Origin of the sequence: Burkholderia sp. Se-20373 (genome assembly GCF_017104705.1) — a bacterium.
In the GTDB taxonomy this organism is placed as follows: domain Bacteria; phylum Pseudomonadota; class Gammaproteobacteria; order Burkholderiales; family Burkholderiaceae; genus Burkholderia.
This window is the reverse complement of the sequence record NZ_JAAGPH010000080.1, coordinates 1-15,347: the sequence shown is the minus strand read 5'-3', so window position 1 is coordinate 15,347 and position 15,347 is coordinate 1. Positions and strand designations below refer to the sequence as shown.

At 66.5% G+C, this 15,347-nt stretch carries 16 protein-coding genes and 1 pseudogene; 3 read left to right on the top strand and 14 right to left on the bottom strand.

Going from position 1 to position 15,347, the window contains the following annotated elements; translation table 11 throughout:
• Positions 1-21: 21 nt before the first annotated feature.
• From dapA to G3N96_RS23765, 8 genes are all read right to left on the bottom strand, one after another.
• A complete protein-coding gene (gene dapA / locus G3N96_RS23800; RefSeq protein WP_011352532.1) occupies positions 22-927 on the bottom strand; it encodes a 4-hydroxy-tetrahydrodipicolinate synthase in 906 nt (301 codons plus the stop codon).
• 48 nt (positions 928-975) lie between these two features.
• On the bottom strand, positions 976-1,578 hold the full coding sequence (locus G3N96_RS23795) for a class I SAM-dependent methyltransferase (protein WP_206138657.1): 603 nt from the start codon (positions 1,576-1,578) through the stop codon (positions 976-978).
• Between the two features lie 8 nt (positions 1,579-1,586).
• Positions 1,587-2,789: a tryptophan--tRNA ligase gene (locus G3N96_RS23790; protein WP_011352534.1), complete on the bottom strand. Its 1,203-nt coding sequence runs from the start codon at positions 2,787-2,789 to the stop codon at positions 1,587-1,589.
• Positions 2,790-2,797: 8 nt separating this feature from the next.
• On the bottom strand, positions 2,798-3,460 hold the full coding sequence (locus G3N96_RS23785; protein WP_124585448.1) for a site-2 protease family protein: 663 nt from the start codon (positions 3,458-3,460) through the stop codon (positions 2,798-2,800).
• Between the two features lie 49 nt (positions 3,461-3,509).
• Positions 3,510-4,142: an L-threonylcarbamoyladenylate synthase gene (locus G3N96_RS23780; protein ID WP_089473141.1), complete on the bottom strand. Its 633-nt coding sequence runs from the start codon at positions 4,140-4,142 to the stop codon at positions 3,510-3,512.
• 73 nt (positions 4,143-4,215) lie between these two features.
• Positions 4,216-5,046, bottom strand: a complete 831-nt coding sequence (locus G3N96_RS23775; RefSeq protein WP_206138656.1) for a 3',5'-nucleoside bisphosphate phosphatase — start codon at positions 5,044-5,046, stop codon at positions 4,216-4,218.
• A 72-nt stretch (positions 5,047-5,118) separates the two neighbouring features.
• Positions 5,119-6,009, bottom strand: coding sequence for an alpha/beta fold hydrolase (locus G3N96_RS23770; RefSeq protein ID WP_124585444.1), 891 nt, complete (start codon positions 6,007-6,009; stop codon positions 5,119-5,121).
• A gap of 177 nt (positions 6,010-6,186) precedes the next feature.
• Positions 6,187-7,044, bottom strand: a complete 858-nt coding sequence (locus G3N96_RS23765; protein ID WP_206138655.1) for a ferritin-like domain-containing protein — start codon at positions 7,042-7,044, stop codon at positions 6,187-6,189.
• 149 nt (positions 7,045-7,193) lie between these two features.
• Between G3N96_RS23765 and G3N96_RS23760 the strand changes: the two genes are divergently transcribed.
• The 3 genes from G3N96_RS23760 (at position 7,194) to G3N96_RS23750 (ending at position 9,188) form a co-directional block, all read left to right on the top strand.
• Complete coding sequence (locus tag G3N96_RS23760) at positions 7,194-7,718, top strand: gamma carbonic anhydrase family protein (protein WP_071334714.1); 525 nt, start codon at positions 7,194-7,196, stop codon at positions 7,716-7,718.
• A gap of 25 nt (positions 7,719-7,743) precedes the next feature.
• Positions 7,744-8,694: an Hsp33 family molecular chaperone HslO gene (gene hslO / locus G3N96_RS23755; protein ID WP_089440497.1), complete on the top strand. Its 951-nt coding sequence runs from the start codon at positions 7,744-7,746 to the stop codon at positions 8,692-8,694.
• 134 nt (positions 8,695-8,828) lie between these two features.
• A complete protein-coding gene (locus G3N96_RS23750) occupies positions 8,829-9,188 on the top strand; it encodes a hypothetical protein (RefSeq protein WP_206138654.1) in 360 nt (119 codons plus the stop codon).
• Positions 9,189-9,278: 90 nt separating this feature from the next.
• Here the strand turns inward: G3N96_RS23750 and ftsB are convergent, their stop codons facing one another.
• From ftsB to G3N96_RS23720, 6 genes and pseudogenes are all read right to left on the bottom strand, one after another.
• Complete coding sequence (gene ftsB, locus G3N96_RS23745; protein WP_046546044.1) at positions 9,279-9,704, bottom strand: cell division protein FtsB; 426 nt, start codon at positions 9,702-9,704, stop codon at positions 9,279-9,281.
• Positions 9,705-9,785: 81 nt separating this feature from the next.
• On the bottom strand, positions 9,786-11,069 hold the full coding sequence (eno, locus tag G3N96_RS23740) for a phosphopyruvate hydratase (RefSeq protein ID WP_011352544.1): 1,284 nt from the start codon (positions 11,067-11,069) through the stop codon (positions 9,786-9,788).
• Positions 11,070-11,175: 106 nt separating this feature from the next.
• On the bottom strand, positions 11,176-12,030 hold the full coding sequence (gene kdsA, locus G3N96_RS23735) for a 3-deoxy-8-phosphooctulonate synthase (RefSeq protein WP_069248344.1): 855 nt from the start codon (positions 12,028-12,030) through the stop codon (positions 11,176-11,178).
• Positions 12,031-12,032: 2 nt separating this feature from the next.
• A complete protein-coding gene (locus G3N96_RS23730; RefSeq protein WP_046546046.1) occupies positions 12,033-13,685 on the bottom strand; it encodes a CTP synthase in 1,653 nt (550 codons plus the stop codon).
• Positions 13,686-13,866: 181 nt separating this feature from the next.
• On the bottom strand, positions 13,867-14,712 hold the full coding sequence (locus tag G3N96_RS23725; protein ID WP_124585182.1) for an alpha/beta hydrolase: 846 nt from the start codon (positions 14,710-14,712) through the stop codon (positions 13,867-13,869).
• A 142-nt stretch (positions 14,713-14,854) separates the two neighbouring features.
• Positions 14,855-15,347 (bottom strand): annotated as a pseudogene (locus tag G3N96_RS23720) (competence protein ComEC); the annotation flags it as partial.

Genomic DNA, 15,347 nt, shown 5'->3' with positions numbered 1-15,347 from the left:
CAGGACGCGGCCGCCTCGGCATCAGGCGAGGACGCCGGCCTCGACGAGGGCCGAACGCACGGCTTCGTGGCAGCGCTCGTCGAGCGCCGTGAGCGGCAGCCGGATGCCGCCCTGCATCTTGCCCATCGCCTGCAGCGCCCACTTCACCGGAATCGGGTTCGCCTCGATGAACAGGTTCTTGTGCAGCGACAGCAGCTTCATGTGCAGCGCGCGAGCCGTCTGTACGTCACCGGCCAGCGCCGCGCGGCACAGGTCGCTCATCGCGCGCGGTGCGACGTTCGCCGTGACCGAGATGTTGCCGTGGCCGCCAAGCAGCATCAGCGCGATCGCGGTGGGATCGTCGCCGCTGTAGATCGCGAAATGCTTCGGGGCGGCCTTGATCAGGTGCGCGGCGCGATCGATGTTGCCGGTCGCTTCCTTCACGCCGATGATGCCCGGGACTTCCGCGAGGCGCAGCGTCGTCTCGTTCGCCATGTCGGCGACCGTGCGACCCGGCACGTTGTACAGAATCACCGGCAGGTCGACCGCTTCGGCGATCGTCTTGAAGTGACGGTACATGCCTTCCTGCGTCGGCTTGTTGTAGTACGGCACGACCTGCAGCGTCGCGTCCGCGCCGACAGCCTTCGCGTGCTTCGTCAACTCGATCGCCTCGGCGGTCGAGTTGCCGCCCGCGCCCGCGATGATCGGGATGCGTTTCGCCGCATGCTCGACCGCCGTGCGGATCATCAGGATGTGCTCTTCGACGTTGAGCGTTGCCGACTCGCCGCTCGTACCGACCACGACCAGCGCATCGGTGCCTTCCGCGATGTGCCAGTCGATCAGTTTGCGAAACGCCGGCAGGTCGAGACTGCCGTCTTCGAGCATCGGGGTGACGATCGCGGGGATGCTGCCGCGGATTTGAATGCCGTCTTGGGTGCCGTTAGCCATGAAACGCGAATGAGATTATGTACCGGTAAACATTGAGATTGTAGCGGATTAGCCGGGCAGTTCGTAACGTGGAATTCCCGCCCCCGCCTTCGGGGTCGCGCCCTCGCGCACTGCGCAGAGACGCTGGACGAACGCCTCGCGCGGCGCGGCGACGAACCCGTCCTCGTACGCGACCACCCGCAGGCGGCCGTGCACGGCGTCCAGCAGCTCGCCCGGGGCGAGCAGGAACGCGGGGTTGGACGGTTTCCCGACCGTTTCGTTTCCTTGCGCGAAGGTTTCGTAGATCAGCACGCCGCCCGGCGCCACCGCATCGAGCAGATGGGGCCAGAGCGGGCGGTGCAGATAATTCGTGACCACCACCGCCGCAAACTGCTCGCCGGGCGGCAACGGCCACGGCGCGCCTTCGAGATCGGCGTCACGGGCGTCGACGCCCGGAATCGAACGCAACGCGGCCAGTGCGGCCGGGTCGCGGTCGAGTGCGACGACCGGATGGCCGTGCGACGCGAACCCGCGCGCATGGCGGCCGCCGCCCGCAGCGACATCCAGCACCGCGCCGCCCAGCGACACGAGCCGCGACCATTGCGCGACCCAGCGCGACGGCTCGGCCTGGGCGACGTGGCCGCCCGCGGCGGCAATGACGGATGCGCTCATGCGGTCGATCAGTTGTACGACAGGCCCATCGCGTCACGCACGTCGCGCATCGTTTCCGTCGCGTACTTGCGCGCCTTGTCGCAACCGTCCGCGACGATCGCGCGCAGCAGCGACGGGTCGTCCATGTACTTCTGCGCGCGCTCGAGCATCGGCTGCTGTTCGCGCAGGATGCCTTCGACGACCGGCTGCTTGCAGTCGAGGCAGCCGATGCCCGCCGAGCGGCAGCCTTTCTGCACCCAGTCGTGCGTCGCCTCGTCGGTATAGACCTGATGCAGCTGCCACACCGGGCACTTGTCGGGATCGCCCGGATCGGTGCGGCGCACGCGCGCGGGATCGGTCGGCATCGTGCGGACCTTCTTCGTGATCGTCTCGGCGTCTTCGCGCAGGCCGATCGTGTTGCCGTACGACTTGGACATCTTCTGCCCGTCGAGGCCCGGCATCCGCGATGCTTCGGTGAGCAGCGCCTGCGGCTCGACGAGAATGATCTTGCGCGCGCCTTCGAGATAGCCGAACAGGCGCTCGCGGTCGCTCATCGACAGGCTCTGCGATTCCTGCAGCATCGCGCGCGCCTGTTCGAGCGCCTCGTCGTCGCCCTCCTGCTGATACGCGTTGCGCAGCTCGTGATAGAGCTTCGCGCGCTTGCCGCCGAGCTTCTTCGCGGCATCGAGCGCCTTCTCCTCGAAACCCGGCTCGCGACCGTACAGGTAGTTGAAGCGGCGGGCGATCTCGCGCGTCATCTCGACGTGCGGCACCTGGTCCTCACCGACCGGCACGAGCGAGCCGCGATACAGCAGGATGTCGGCCGCCATCAGCACCGGATAGCCGAGGAAGCCGTAGGTCGACAGATCCTTGTCCTTCAGCTTCTCCATCTGCTCCTTGTAGGTCGGCACGCGTTCGAGCCAGCCGAGCGGCGTGCTCATGCCGAGCAGCAGCGCGAGTTCGGCGTGCTCCGGCACCTTGCTCTGGATGAACAGCGTGGCCTGCGCCGGATCGATACCGGATGCGAGCCAGTCGATCAGCACGTCCCACACGTTCTTCTCGATGACCTCGGGAGTCTCGTAGTGCGTCGTCAGCGCATGCCAGTCGACGACGCAGAAGAAGCACGGGTACTCGGACTGCAGCTTCACCCAGTTTTTCAGCACGCCGTGGTAGTGACCGAGGTGCAGCGACCCGGTGGGTCGCATGCCGGAGAAAATACGTTCAGGGAACATGATTGTCGTTAGAGAAGCGAGGCGAATGGGGACAGGATGGCGCTCAGGACGGCGTAGCCGACGTTGACGAGCGGGCGCAGCCAGAAATTCGTCAGCACGCCCGTCGCGACCAGCGCGAGGACGATGATGAAACCGTACGGCTCGATGCGCGACAGCGCGATCGATTGCTTCGGCGGCAGCAGCGCCGCCAGGATGCGGCCGCCGTCGAGCGGCGGCAGAGGAAACAGGTTCAGCACGCCGAGCACGAGGTTCGCGCTGACGCCGGCAAACGCCATCCGCGTGAAGAACGGCTCGTCGATGCCGACGGCGGGCAGCACGAGGGTCAGCACGCCCCAGATCAGCGCCTGCACGAAGTTGCAGGCCGGGCCTGCGAGCGATACCCACAGGCTGCCCCAGCGCGGATCGCGCAGGTTGCCGAACGACACCGGCACCGGCTTCGCATAGCCGAACAGGAACGCGCCGCCCGTCAGGAAATACATCGCGAGCGGAATCGCGATCGTGCCGAGCGGATCGATGTGACGCATCGGGTTGAACGACACGCGTCCCATCATGTAGGCGGTGTTGTCGCCGAGCAGGCGGGCGGCGTAGCCATGCGCGGCCTCGTGCAGCGTGATCGCGAAGATCACGGGCAGCGCGTAGACGGCGATGGTCTGTATCAGGGAAGCATCCATATCGCGTTATTGTAACAAGCGCACTCGCGCAAAAAATGGAACGGCGCGCTTACGCGGCCGAGAGTCCGAACGGTTCGAGCGCGCCGCGCCCCGCGCGCACGAGCTCGGGCTCGTCGCCGGTCAGGTCGATCACCGTCGACGGCTCGCGCGGGCACGCGCCGCCGTCGATCACGAGGTCGACCTGCTTCTCGAGCCGCTCGCGGATTTCGTCGGGATCGTTGAGCGGCTCGTCGTCCGGCGGCAGGATCAGCGTCGTGCCGAGCAGCGGCTGGCCGAGCGATTCGAGCAACGCGAGCGTGATCGCGTGATCGGGCACGCGCAGCCCGATCGTCTTGCGCGACGGGTGCGACAGCCGGCGCGGCACTTCCTTCGTCGCCTGCAGGATAAAGACGTACGGGCCCGGCGTCACCGACTTGATCTGCCGGTACTGGCGGTTGTCGACCATCGCGAAGTTGGCGAGCTCCGACAGGTCGCGCACGAGCAGCGACAGGTGCTGCTTCTCGTCGAGGCCGCGAATCCGGCGCACGCGCTCGACCGCGTCCTTGTCGTCGAGATGGCACGCGAGCGCATAGCTCGAATCGGTCGGCATCGCGATCACGCCGCCCTTGCTGACGATTTCCACGGCCTGCTTGATCAGGCGCGGCTGCGGATTATCCGGGTGAATCCTGAAGAACTGGGACATGGGGGGTCGTAAAGGGGGAGAAGTCGGATGCGCGCGGCCAACAGCAACGCAGGTGGCAGGCCGCCGCCCGGTGTCAGAGCCAGCGTTCCCAGACCGGTGTCAGGTCGGGCGGCAACGGCGGCAGGCTGCCGAGCTCGACACGGCCCTCGCCTGGCGCATGGAAATCCGAGCCGCGCGACGCTTCGAAGCCGAAGCGGCGTGCGACGTCCGCATATTCGCGGTACTGGTCGGGGGTGTGGCTGCCCGTGACGACCTCGATCGCGCGGCCGCCCAGGTCGATGAACTCGCCGAAGAACGCGTCGAATTCGACGGGCGTGTAGCGGTAGCGGCCCGGATGCGCGACGATGGCCTCGCCACCCGCCGCCCGAATCCACGCGACGGCGTCGGGCAGCGTCGCCCAGCGGTGCGGGACGAACCCGGGCTTGTCGTCGCCGAGCAGCCGATCGAACACATCGGACGTCGACGTGGCATGACCGTTTTCAACGAGGAAGCGGGCGAAGTGCGTGCGCGAGATCAGGTCGGGATTCGACACGTACTTCAACGCACCTTCGTACGCACCGGGAATGCCGAGCGTGGCGAGCTGCTCGCCGATGGCCACCGCGCGCGCCGCGCGGCCGTGGCGCGTGCGGTACAGGCCATCGACCAGCACCTGGTTCGAGGGATCGACATTCAGGCCGACGATGTGCACGGTGCGCGACGCCCACGTGACGGAAATCTCGACGCCGCTCAGGTAGCGCATGCCGAGCGCTTCCGCTTCGCTGCGCGCCGCTGCCTGGCCGCCGATCTCGTCGTGGTCGGTCAGCGCCCACAGGGTCACGCCGCCGGCATGAGCGCGGCGCGCGACGTCGGCAGGCGGCAGCAACCCGTCGGAAACATTCGAATGGCAGTGGAGATCGGCGTTCATTGTCGGCATGGCAGGTAAGGCTTCATTCTACTGCAACGCGGCAATGCGCCGCCCGCGTGCCCCGCCGCGCGCTTACGCGCAGAACGCCTCGATCAGCGCCGCGATCTGCTCGGGCTGGTCGTGATGCACCATGTGGCCGGCATCCTCGACGAGCTTCTCGCGCCAGTCGGGGAACGCGTTGAAGCGCGCCTTGAATTCCGGCAACGGGATGTCACCCGCGATGTGGGCCAGTGTCGGCGAGTTGACGGCTTCGACGTGCAGCACCTTCGCGCGCACCTGCGCCCAGGTGGCCATCACTTCGTCGAGCCGGTACAGCTGCGGGCCCGGCATCTTGTGCGCGGGGTCGGCCAGCAGGTGGTACTGGCCATCGTCGCCACGCTTCGACCAGTGCGCGGCGAGGAACGCCGCACGGCGCGGGTCGAGCCGCGGATTGGTCTTGATCAGGCGCGCCGCCACGTCGTCGAGGGACGCATAAGGGCGCAGCACGGGCGGTTCGCGCAACTCGTCCAGCCAGCCGCGCAACCGCCGCGGCGCCTGATCGGCCCGCGCGGGCGCCAGCCCGAAACCCTCGAGATCGACCACGCGCCGCACGCGCTCCGGTCGCGCGCCGGCATACAGGCACACGACGTTCGCGCCCATGCTGTGCCCGACCAGGTTGACTTCGCCGGCAGGCGCATAGTGGTCGACGAGCGCATCGAGGTCGCCCAGGTACTCGTGGAACCAGTAATGGCCGCCGCCCTGCCGCGCGACCGGCCAGTCGGACAACCCGAAACCGCGCGCATCGGGCGCGATCACCTGCCAGTCGCCCGCAAGCGCGTCGACGACGAACTGGAACGATGCCGAGACGTCCATCCAGCCATGCAGCATGAACAGCGTCGGCGCATCGGGCCGGCCCCAGCGCCGGACATGCAGCTGGACGCCGCGCACCGTGACGAAATCGGAAACAGAACTCGAGGCACTCATTGCAGCCGCCAAAAAAGAATGATCGTTCGATTATAGCGGCGACGCCCTCTTTCCGGCGTCCGGCAATCGAGGCGCCGCTCTAGTGGCGCGCATACGCCAGGGGCCGCCGGGAAGCGCCATGTCCCGGGCACCCGGAACTGCAGGCGGCTCGTCGAAGCGCGGCCGAACGCGAGCCCGCTAGCGTGGCGCGCCGCCCTCCGCCACGTCCTGTGCGGCCAGTTCGTCGAGTTCGGCCTGCTCGAATCCGGCATCGCGGCGCGCATCGAAATTGAACGGGCCGCGCAGCCGCGGCGCATGGTATTGCTCGGCGAGCTGCCAGTAGGTCGGCACGGGATCGCGGCCGGCTTCGTCGCACAGATGCCGGAACCAGCGGTTGCCGATCGCGACATGACCGATTTCGTCGCGCAGGATCACGTCGAGGATCGCGGCCGACGCATCGTCGCCCGCCTGCACGAGCCGCGCGCGGATCGGCGGCGACGCGTCGAGCCCGCGGGCCTCGAGCGTGCGCGGCACGAGCGCCATGCGCGCCAGCACGTCACCCTTGGTCCGCTCGCACATCTCCCACAGGCCGTTGTGCGCGGGAAAATCGCCGTACGCATGCCCGAACGCCGTCAGGCGCTCGGACAGCAGCGTGAAGTGATAGGCCTCCTCGGCCGCCACCTTCAGCCAGTCCGCATAGAACGGGGCCGGCAGGCCCGCGAAGCGCCACACCGCATCGAGCGCCAGGTTGATCGCATTGAACTCGATATGGGCAAGCGCGTGCAGCAGCACGGCGCGCCCTTCGGGCGAACGCATGCTGCGTCGCTCGAGCTGGCGCGGCTCGACGAGCGGCGGGCGCGCCGGCCGGCCGGGCAGATCGGCCGGCTCGGGCAATTCGAGCGACGGCGCGATCGCCGCCTGCCCGGCCCGCAGCGCAGCGTGGAGCGCGCGCACCTGGGCGGCCTTGGCCGCGGGTTCGGCGTCATGCAGCGCGGCAAGCGCGGTGCGGCGCACGCAGGCGGACGCATTGCCGAAAGAAGAAGACTCCATGCTCATAAACGGGGACACCCTGCGTGCGCATCGCGGGAGCGCACGCACGCGACGGTTTACAATAGGCGATTGATCCGCGGCGCAATGCGCATGCGCCGGGCAAACCAGACGCGCCATTCTACCGGCGCCCATCATCGAAGAGACAAGGAGACTCCGTGACGATCTACAAGCTGGGCGATACGGCCCCGACGATCCACGAAAGCGTATTCGTCGCCGATACGGCGGCCATCATCGGCAAGGTCGTGCTCGAGGAGAACGCGAGCGTCTGGTTCGGCGCGACGATTCGCGGCGACAACGAGACGATCACCGTCGGCGCTGGCAGCAACGTCCAGGAAGGCGCGGTCCTGCACACGGACCCCGGCTTTCCGCTGACGATTGCCGAAAACGTGACGATCGGGCACCAGGCGATGCTGCACGGCTGCACGATCGGCGAGGGTTCGCTGGTCGGTATCCAGGCGGTGGTCTTGAATGGAGCGGTGATCGGCCGCAACTGTCTGGTTGGTGCCGGCGCGGTCGTGACGGAAGGCAAGACGTTCCCGGACAACTCGCTGATTCTCGGCGCACCGGCGAAAGTCGTGCGCGAACTGTCGGCGGAAGACATTGCGCGGCTGCGCACGAACGCGAAGACATACGTCGAGCGGCGTGCGCATTTCAAGGAGCAACTCGTGCGGATCGGGTGATTCGCACGGATTTCAAGGAAGAAGAGTGAGCGACCAGTTACAGAAATTCATGTTCAATGCGGCGCCCGTGCGCGGCGAGATCGTTTCGCTGCGCAATACGTGGCAGGAAGTGCTCGCCCGCCGCGACTACCCTGCCCCGGTGCGCACGATCCTCGGCGAGATGATGGCCGCGTGCGCGCTGCTGTCCGCGAACCTGAAATTCAACGGCACCCTGATCATGCAGATCTTCGGCGACGGGCCGGTCCAGATGCTGGTCGTCCAGTGCGGTTCGGATCTGTCGATGCGGGCCACGGCGAAGTTCGCCGGCGACTCCGCCCAGACGATCGGCGACGACACGCGCTTCGCGTCGCTCGTCAACGCGAGCGGCCACGGCCGCTGCGTGATCACGCTCGACCCGGCCGACAAGCTGCCGGGCCAGCAGCCGTACCAGGGCATCGTGCCGCTGAACGGCGTCGACGGCCCGCTTGAATCCGTCTCGCAGGTGCTCGAGCATTACATGCATCACTCGGAACAGCTCGACACGCGGATGTGGCTCGCGGCCGATCGCGACCGCGCGGTCGGCATGCTGCTGCAGAAGCTGCCGGGCGACGGCGGCATCGTGCCGCGTAACGCCGAAACCGATACCGATACGTGGGAGCGCGTCTGCACGCTCGGCGGCACGCTGTCCGCGCAGGAGCTGCTCGAGGTCGAACCGGAAGTCGTGTTCCGCCGGCTGTTCTGGCAGGAAAACGTGCAGCACTTCGAACCGGCCGGCACGCGTTTCCAGTGCTCGTGCTCGCGCGAGAAGGTCGGCGCGATGCTGCGCATGCTCGGCCGCGAAGAAGTCGACAGCGTGATCGTCGAGCGCGGCCATGTCGAGATTCATTGCGAGTTCTGCAACCAGCGCTATGAATTCGATCCGGTCGACGTCGCGCAGCTGTTCGCGGCACCCGGCGTCGAGACGGGCATCGCGCCCGCGACCGAGCAGCGTCACTGATCAGTGGCCCGATGCCCGCCGTCCGGGCACGGGCGCATAATGACGCACGAGCGTCGCACGCAAGGCTCCGGCGCCGAAGTCACGCACTTCGGCGCAAGCCGCTTCCCGTCGTCGGCGCGCTGCAGGAGAAACACATGAGCCCGCTTCATCGTCCGTTCCGCACCATCGTCCTGACGAGCGTTGCCGCCGGCACGCTCGCGCTGGCCGGCTGCGCGATGCCGCCGCCGACTTCCACGATCCTGAGCCGCCTACCCGAACCCGGTGCGTCGGGCGGCCAGCCGCCCACGCTGTCGAGCGCCGAACGCAAGCGCTATGACGAGATCGACCAGCAGGTGCTGCGCGAGCAGAACAGCGCGATGGCAGCCGAGGCCGCCGCGCGCGCATGGGCCTATTACTCGCCGCCGCCGGTGACGGTCTACAGCGGGTATTACGGCGGATGGGGCAATCGCTGGGGCTCGGGCATCAGCTACGGCTACCCGGGATGGTGGTGGTGAGCGTGCATCGCTCAGCCGATTGACTACCGGCAGGAAATAAAAAAGCGCGGCATTTCCCGCGCTTTTTCAATGGGTTCGAGCAATCGTGCATCAGTGATGCGCGGCCTTGCCCTTGTCGCCGCCATGATGCCGCGACGGCTTCGCGATCGACTGCGGATTCGGCACGACACGCACCGGTGCCGCGGAGACGGCGCCGCGCGTCGACGTATTCGACGGCGTGTTGTTCAGCGGCACGGCAGGCGCATTCGGCGACACGAACTGCACGAATACCTCGCCGTCCTTCACCATGCCCATCTCGTAGCGCGCGCGCTCCTCGATGGCCGCGGTGCCGCCCTGCAGATCCTGTACTTCGCCTGCGGTGCGCTCGTTGCGCAGCTTCTCGTCCGCGTTCTTCTGGAGCTGGTCGTCGAGCTGCTGACGCAATTCATGCACCCGCAGCCAGCCGCCGTGTCCCCACCATAGGGGGTACTGAATGAGCGCCAGCAAGGCAATCAGGACGACAGTGACAAGCCGCATGTAAGAACCGCAGATATAAGAAGCGCCGCTCCGCGCACATGCACAGAGCGGCGTCGATATGACGAACCCGATAGTAGCGCGTTAGCGCAGGTTATAGAAAGCCGATTTACCCGGGTAGCTTGCGATGTCGCCGAGATCTTCCTCGATGCGCAGCAGCTGGTTGTACTTCGAGATACGGTCGCTGCGCGACAGCGAACCCGTCTTGATCTGACCGGCGTTCAGGCCGACCGCGATGTCCGCGATCGTCGAATCTTCCGTTTCGCCCGAGCGGTGCGAGATCACGGCCGTGTAGCCTGCGCGCTTCGCCATTTCGATCGCCGCGAACGTTTCGGTCAGCGTACCGATCTGGTTGATCTTGATGAGGATCGAGTTCGCGATGCCCTTCTCGATGCCTTCCTTCAAGATGCGCGTGTTCGTGACGAACAGGTCGTCGCCGACCAGCTGCACCTTCTTGCCGAGGCGATCGGTCAGCAGCTTCCAGCCTTCCCAGTCGCTTTCGTGCATGCCGTCCTCGATCGACACGATCGGGAACTTGTCGGCGAGCGTCGCGAGGTAGTCGGTGAATTCGGCCGACGACAGTTGCAGGCCTTCGCCCGCGAGCTGGTACTTGCCGTCGTGGTAGAACTCGGATGCCGCGCAGTCGAGCGCGAGCAGCACGTCTTCACCGGCACGGTAGCCGGCCTTCTCGATCGCCTGCAGGATCGTCGACAGGCACTCGTCGTTGCTGCCGAAGTTCGGCGCGAAGCCGCCTTCGTCGCCGACTGCGGTGCTCATGCCGCGGTCGCTCAGGATCTTCTTCAGTGCGTGGAACACTTCCGCGCCGCAACGCAGGGCTTCACGGAACGTCGGCTGGCTCACCGGGACGATCATGAATTCCTGGATGTCGAGGCTGTTGTTCGCGTGCGCGCCGCCGTTGACGATGTTCATCATCGGTACCGGCAGTTGCATCGCACCCGAACCGCCGAAGTAGCGGTACAGCGGCAGGCCGGCCTCTTCGGCAGCGGCCTTCGCGACGGCCATCGACACGGCCAGCATCGCGTTCGCGCCGAGGCGCGACTTGTTGTCGGTGCCGTCCAGCTCGAGCAGCGTCTTGTCGAGGAACGCCTGTTCCGACGCGTCGAGGCCCATGATGGCTTCGGAGATTTCGGTGTTGATATGCTCGACTGCCTTCAGCACGCCCTTGCCGTTGTAGCGGCCGGCTTCGCCGTCGCGCAGTTCGATCGCTTCACGCGAGCCGGTGGACGCGCCCGACGGCACCGCCGCGCGGCCCATCGTGCCCGATTCGAGCAGCACGTCGCATTCGACGGTGGGGTTGCCGCGCGAATCCAGAATCTCGCGGCCGATGATATCTACGATTGCACTCATGGGTTTCCTCTGAGAATGACGATGGATTCTTCAAACTGCGACGGCGCGCGCGCCTGAAACGCTTTCGCTACAGACGCGCGAAGCCGTCGCAAGGTTCATTCGATCTTTAATTGAAATCGTTTTCCAGGAACGGATTGCGCTTCACCGCCTGGTCGAGCGTGACGAGGGTCTCCAGCAGCGCACCCATCCGGTTCAGCGGCACCGCATTCGGGCCATCCGACTTGGCTTCGGCCGGATTCGGGTGCGTCTCCATGAACAGGCCCGCGACGCCCGTCGCGACCGCCGCACGCGCGAGCACCGGCACGAATTCGCGCTGGCCGCCCGAGCTCGTGCCCTGCCCGCCCGGCAGCTGCACCGAGTGGGTCGCATCGAACACGACCGGGGCGCTCGTCTCGCGCATGATCGCAAGCGAACGCATGTCCGACACCAGATTGTTGTAGCCGAACGAGACACCGCGCTCGCACGCCATGAAACGGTCTTCCGACAGCCCCGCTTCACGGGCCGCTTCGCGCGCCTTGTCGATCACGTTCTTCATGTCGTGCGGCGCGAGGAACTGGCCCTTCTTGATGTTGACGGGCTTGCCCGAGCGCGCGCACGCATGGATGAAATCGGTCTGGCGGCACAGGAACGCCGGCGTCTGCAGCACGTCGACGACCGACGCGACCTGCTCGATCTCTTCGATCGAATGCACGTCGGTCAGCACCGGCAGGCCGAGCTGGCGCTTCACTTCGGACAGGATCCGCAGGCCCTCGTCCATTCCGAGGCCACGGAACGACTTGCCCGAGCTGCGGTTCGCCTTGTCGTAGGACGACTTGTAGATGAACGGAATGTTCAGCTTCGCGCAGATCTCCTTCAGGCGGCCCGCCGTGTCGATCGTCATTTGCTCCGATTCGACGACGCAGGTACCCGCGATCAGAAAGAAAGGCTTGTCGAGACCGACCTCGAAATCGCACAGCTTCATGCTTACACTCCGCGCGCTTGCTTGTTGACAAGCGCAGCTTCGACGAACGACTTGAAGAGGGGATGACCGTCACGCGGCGTGGACGTGAATTCCGGGTGGAACTGGACGCCGACGAACCACGGGTGCATCGAACGCGGCAGTTCCATCATTTCCGGCAGATCCTCGCTCGGGGTACGGGCGCTGATGATAAGGCCGCCGGCTTCGAGCTGGGGCACGAAGCGGTTATTGACTTCATAACGGTGGCGATGGCGCTCGTTCACGTCCTTGCCATAGATCTCTTCCGCCATCGTGCCCGGCTTGATCGGGCAGCGCTGCGAACCCAGGCGCATCGTGCCGCCGAGATCGGATTCCTCGGTACGCGTCTCGACCTTGCCGTCGCGGTCGTACCACTCGGTGATCAGCGCGACCACGCGTTCCGGCGTGTCCGGCTCGAATTCCGTGCTGTTCGCCTGCTTCAGGCCGACGACGTCGCGGGCGAATTCGATCACCGCGAGCTGCATGCCGAGGCAGATGCCGAGATACGGCACCTTGGCTTCACGCGCATAGCGGATCGCCGCGATCTTGCCTTCCGTGCCGCGACGGCCGAAACCGCCCGGCACCAGCACGGCGTCGAGATGCTTCAGGCTGTCGACACCGTTCGTCTCGATCTCTTCCGAGTCGATGTATTCGATGTTGACCTTGGTCGACGTGTGCAGCGATGCGTGGCGCAGCGCCTCGATCAGCGACTTGTACGACTCGGTCAGGTCGACGTACTTGCCGACCATGCCGATCGTCACTTCGTGCTTCGGGTTCTCGAGCTTCTCGACCAGCTCCGACCACATGGTCAGGTCCGCGTCCTTCGGCGACAGCTTCAGTTCCTCGCAGATGATGCGGTCGAGGCCCTGGTCGTGCAGCATCTGCGGAATCTTGTAAATGCTGTCGGCGTCCCACACCGAGATCACGGCGTCTTCCGGCACGTTCGAGAACATCGAGATCTTCTTCGATTCGTCGTCCGGAATGCGGCGGTCCGCACGGCACAGCAGCACGTGCGGCAGGATGCCGATCTCGCGCAGCTTCTGCACGCTGTGCTGGGTCGGCTTCGTCTTCAGTTCGCCGGCGGTCGCGACGTACGGCACCAGCGTCAGGTGCACGAAGCACGCGCTGTTGCGGCCGAGGCGCAGGCTCATCTGGCGCGCGGCCTCGAGGAACGGCAGCGATTCGATGTCGCCGACCGTGCCGCCGATCTCGACGATCGCGACATCCGGCTCACCGCAGGTGGCCGACGCGGCCCCGCGCTCGATGAACGCCTGGATTTCGTTCGTGATGTGAGGAATGACCTGCACGGTCTTGCCGAGATAGTCGCCGCGGCGTTCCTTGCGGATCACCGATTCGTAGATCTGGCCGGTCGTGAAGTTGTTGGCCTTGCGCATCTTCGTGCTGATGAAGCGCTCGTAGTGGCCGAGGTCGAGGTCGGTCTCCGCTCCGTCTTCCGTCACGAACACTTCGCCGTGCTGGAACGGGCTCATCGTGCCGGGGTCGACGTTGATGTAGGGATCGAGTTTGAGGAGGGTGACTTTCAGACCGCGCGATTCAAGGATCGCGGCGAGGGAAGCGGCGGCAATACCCTTGCCAAGGGAAGAAACTACGCCGCCGGTGACGAAAACATATTTGGTCATCGCTGGATGCTCGCGGGAAAAACGGATTATACCGTAAAGCCCGCCCTTCTCTCAGCAATTGACTCGATGATCGCGCCCTTTCGCGACGCCCCGCACCAGTCGTGCGCGCCGGGACGCAGCCGCCCGCCGGCCGGTGCAACCGCGCGTGCCGGAGGCGGCGCCCCGGCCGCCAAACCCTGCGTCAGGCGCGCTTCGCGAGGGGGGTGACGCCCTGCGACACCTCGCCCTCCACCGCCTTCAGCGAATTCAGCATCCGCTGCAATGCGCGTGCGGTCTCGAGCGGCCGCTCCATCGGAAACAGGTGGCTGCCTTCCAGCCATTCGACGCGGCCGCGCGCCGCGCGGCGTGTCGCATCGAGCCCGACCTGGCGCACCTCGCGCGAACGCGTGCCGGCGAGAAAACCGAGCGGCACCGGCGCGCCGTGCGCGAGCCGCGGGCCGAGCGTATGCGGCAGCGTCCGGTAGATCAGGTATTCGACCTGCCGGTCGAACGCGAGCGAGCGCTCGCCGTCGGCGCCGACCTGCGGGATCCCGTAGTCGATGTAGTCGGCCAGCATCCGTTCATCCCAGCGGGCGAACGCAGGTTTCTCGCGGAAGTGCCGCCAGACTTCGTCACGGCTGATCCAGTGCGTACGCCGGTTGCGCGTCGCGGCGGCCGGCGACAGCCGCTCGTCGAGCCCCGCCCACTGGCTCGCGCGCAATGCGCCGGCGCGCCAGCCCGCGATGATCGGCGAATCGATCATCACGACGCCGCGCACCCATTGCGGCTTCTTCAGCGCGGCCATCAGCGACAGGTAGCCGCCGAGCGAATGGCCGACAAGCCAGACGGGACGCTCGTAGCGGCTGCCGATGTCGTCGAGCAGTTGCTCGACGAGATGCGGCCAGTCGCGCGTCACCGGGTAGCGGCGGTCGTGGCCGATCCGTTCGATGTAGCGCAGCTCGTAGTCGTCGGCCAGTTCGGCGAAGATCGTGCGGTACGTCGATGCCGGAAAGCCGTTCGCATGCGAGAAGTGGAGGATGTCCTTCAAACGCCGATGTCTCCTTTGTCGACCGGAGTTGGCGCTTCAGCGCTTACTCCGGTCCCATGCTTCGCGTTCTGCCGGGGCCCACGCTTCGGCATTGAGCGCGGATCCCGGGCCATCTTCATTGATACGCCGGCTTTCGCCGCGCTCACCGATCCATCCAGTACCGTCGCCAAACGTCGCGATGACGCTCGAAGGCAAACCCGCCGTCGGCCGGCGCGACGTCGAACCGCACGGCGCCGTCGCGATCGGTGCGCGACAGCGGGATCCCGCGCGCCTCGTAACGGGCGAGAACCGTCCGGTGCGGATGTCCGAAACGATTGCGATAGCCTACAGGAAATACCGCGACGCGCGGCCCGACCGAATCGAGGAAAGGCTCGACCGACGACGTGCGGCTGCCGTGGTGCGGAACGACCAGGATCTGTGCGGCCAGCGCGTCGGGCGCAACGTCCACGAGCCGGCGTTCGCCGCGCGCATCGACGTCGCCTGTCAGCAGCGCGGACGTCTCGCCCGCGTCGATGCGCAGCACGCACGACCGCCCGTTCGACGAGCCCGCGCCCGGGCCGCCTTGCGGCCACAGCATCGTGAACGCGACGCCGTCCCAGGTCCAGCGCTGCCCGGCCGCGCACGGCAGCCGGTCA

Bases quoted from the DNA above. Each gene is read 5' to 3' on its own strand.
- G3N96_RS23765 (WP_206138655.1), bottom strand. From the start codon at position 7,044: ATGAGCATGGAGTCTTCTTCTTTCGGCAATGCGTCCGCCTGCGTGCGC.
- G3N96_RS23790 (WP_011352534.1), bottom strand. From the start codon at position 2,789: ATGTTCCCTGAACGTATTTTCTCCGGCATGCGACCCACCGGGTCGCTG.
- kdsA (WP_069248344.1), bottom strand. From the start codon at position 12,030: ATGAAGCTGTGCGATTTCGAGGTCGGTCTCGACAAGCCTTTCTTTCTG.
- G3N96_RS23730 (WP_046546046.1), bottom strand. From the start codon at position 13,685: ATGACCAAATATGTTTTCGTCACCGGCGGCGTAGTTTCTTCCCTTGGC.
- ftsB (WP_046546044.1), bottom strand. From the start codon at position 9,704: ATGCGGCTTGTCACTGTCGTCCTGATTGCCTTGCTGGCGCTCATTCAG.
- eno (WP_011352544.1), bottom strand. From the start codon at position 11,069: ATGAGTGCAATCGTAGATATCATCGGCCGCGAGATTCTGGATTCGCGC.
- G3N96_RS23795 (WP_206138657.1), bottom strand. From the start codon at position 1,578: ATGAGCGCATCCGTCATTGCCGCCGCGGGCGGCCACGTCGCCCAGGCC.
- G3N96_RS23785 (WP_124585448.1), bottom strand. From the start codon at position 3,460: ATGGATGCTTCCCTGATACAGACCATCGCCGTCTACGCGCTGCCCGTG.
- dapA (WP_011352532.1), bottom strand. From the start codon at position 927: ATGGCTAACGGCACCCAAGACGGCATTCAAATCCGCGGCAGCATCCCC.
- G3N96_RS23770 (WP_124585444.1), bottom strand. From the start codon at position 6,009: ATGAGTGCCTCGAGTTCTGTTTCCGATTTCGTCACGGTGCGCGGCGTC.
- G3N96_RS23775 (WP_206138656.1), bottom strand. From the start codon at position 5,046: ATGAACGCCGATCTCCACTGCCATTCGAATGTTTCCGACGGGTTGCTG.
- G3N96_RS23780 (WP_089473141.1), bottom strand. From the start codon at position 4,142: ATGTCCCAGTTCTTCAGGATTCACCCGGATAATCCGCAGCCGCGCCTG.
- G3N96_RS23750 (WP_206138654.1), top strand. From the start codon at position 8,829: ATGAGCCCGCTTCATCGTCCGTTCCGCACCATCGTCCTGACGAGCGTT.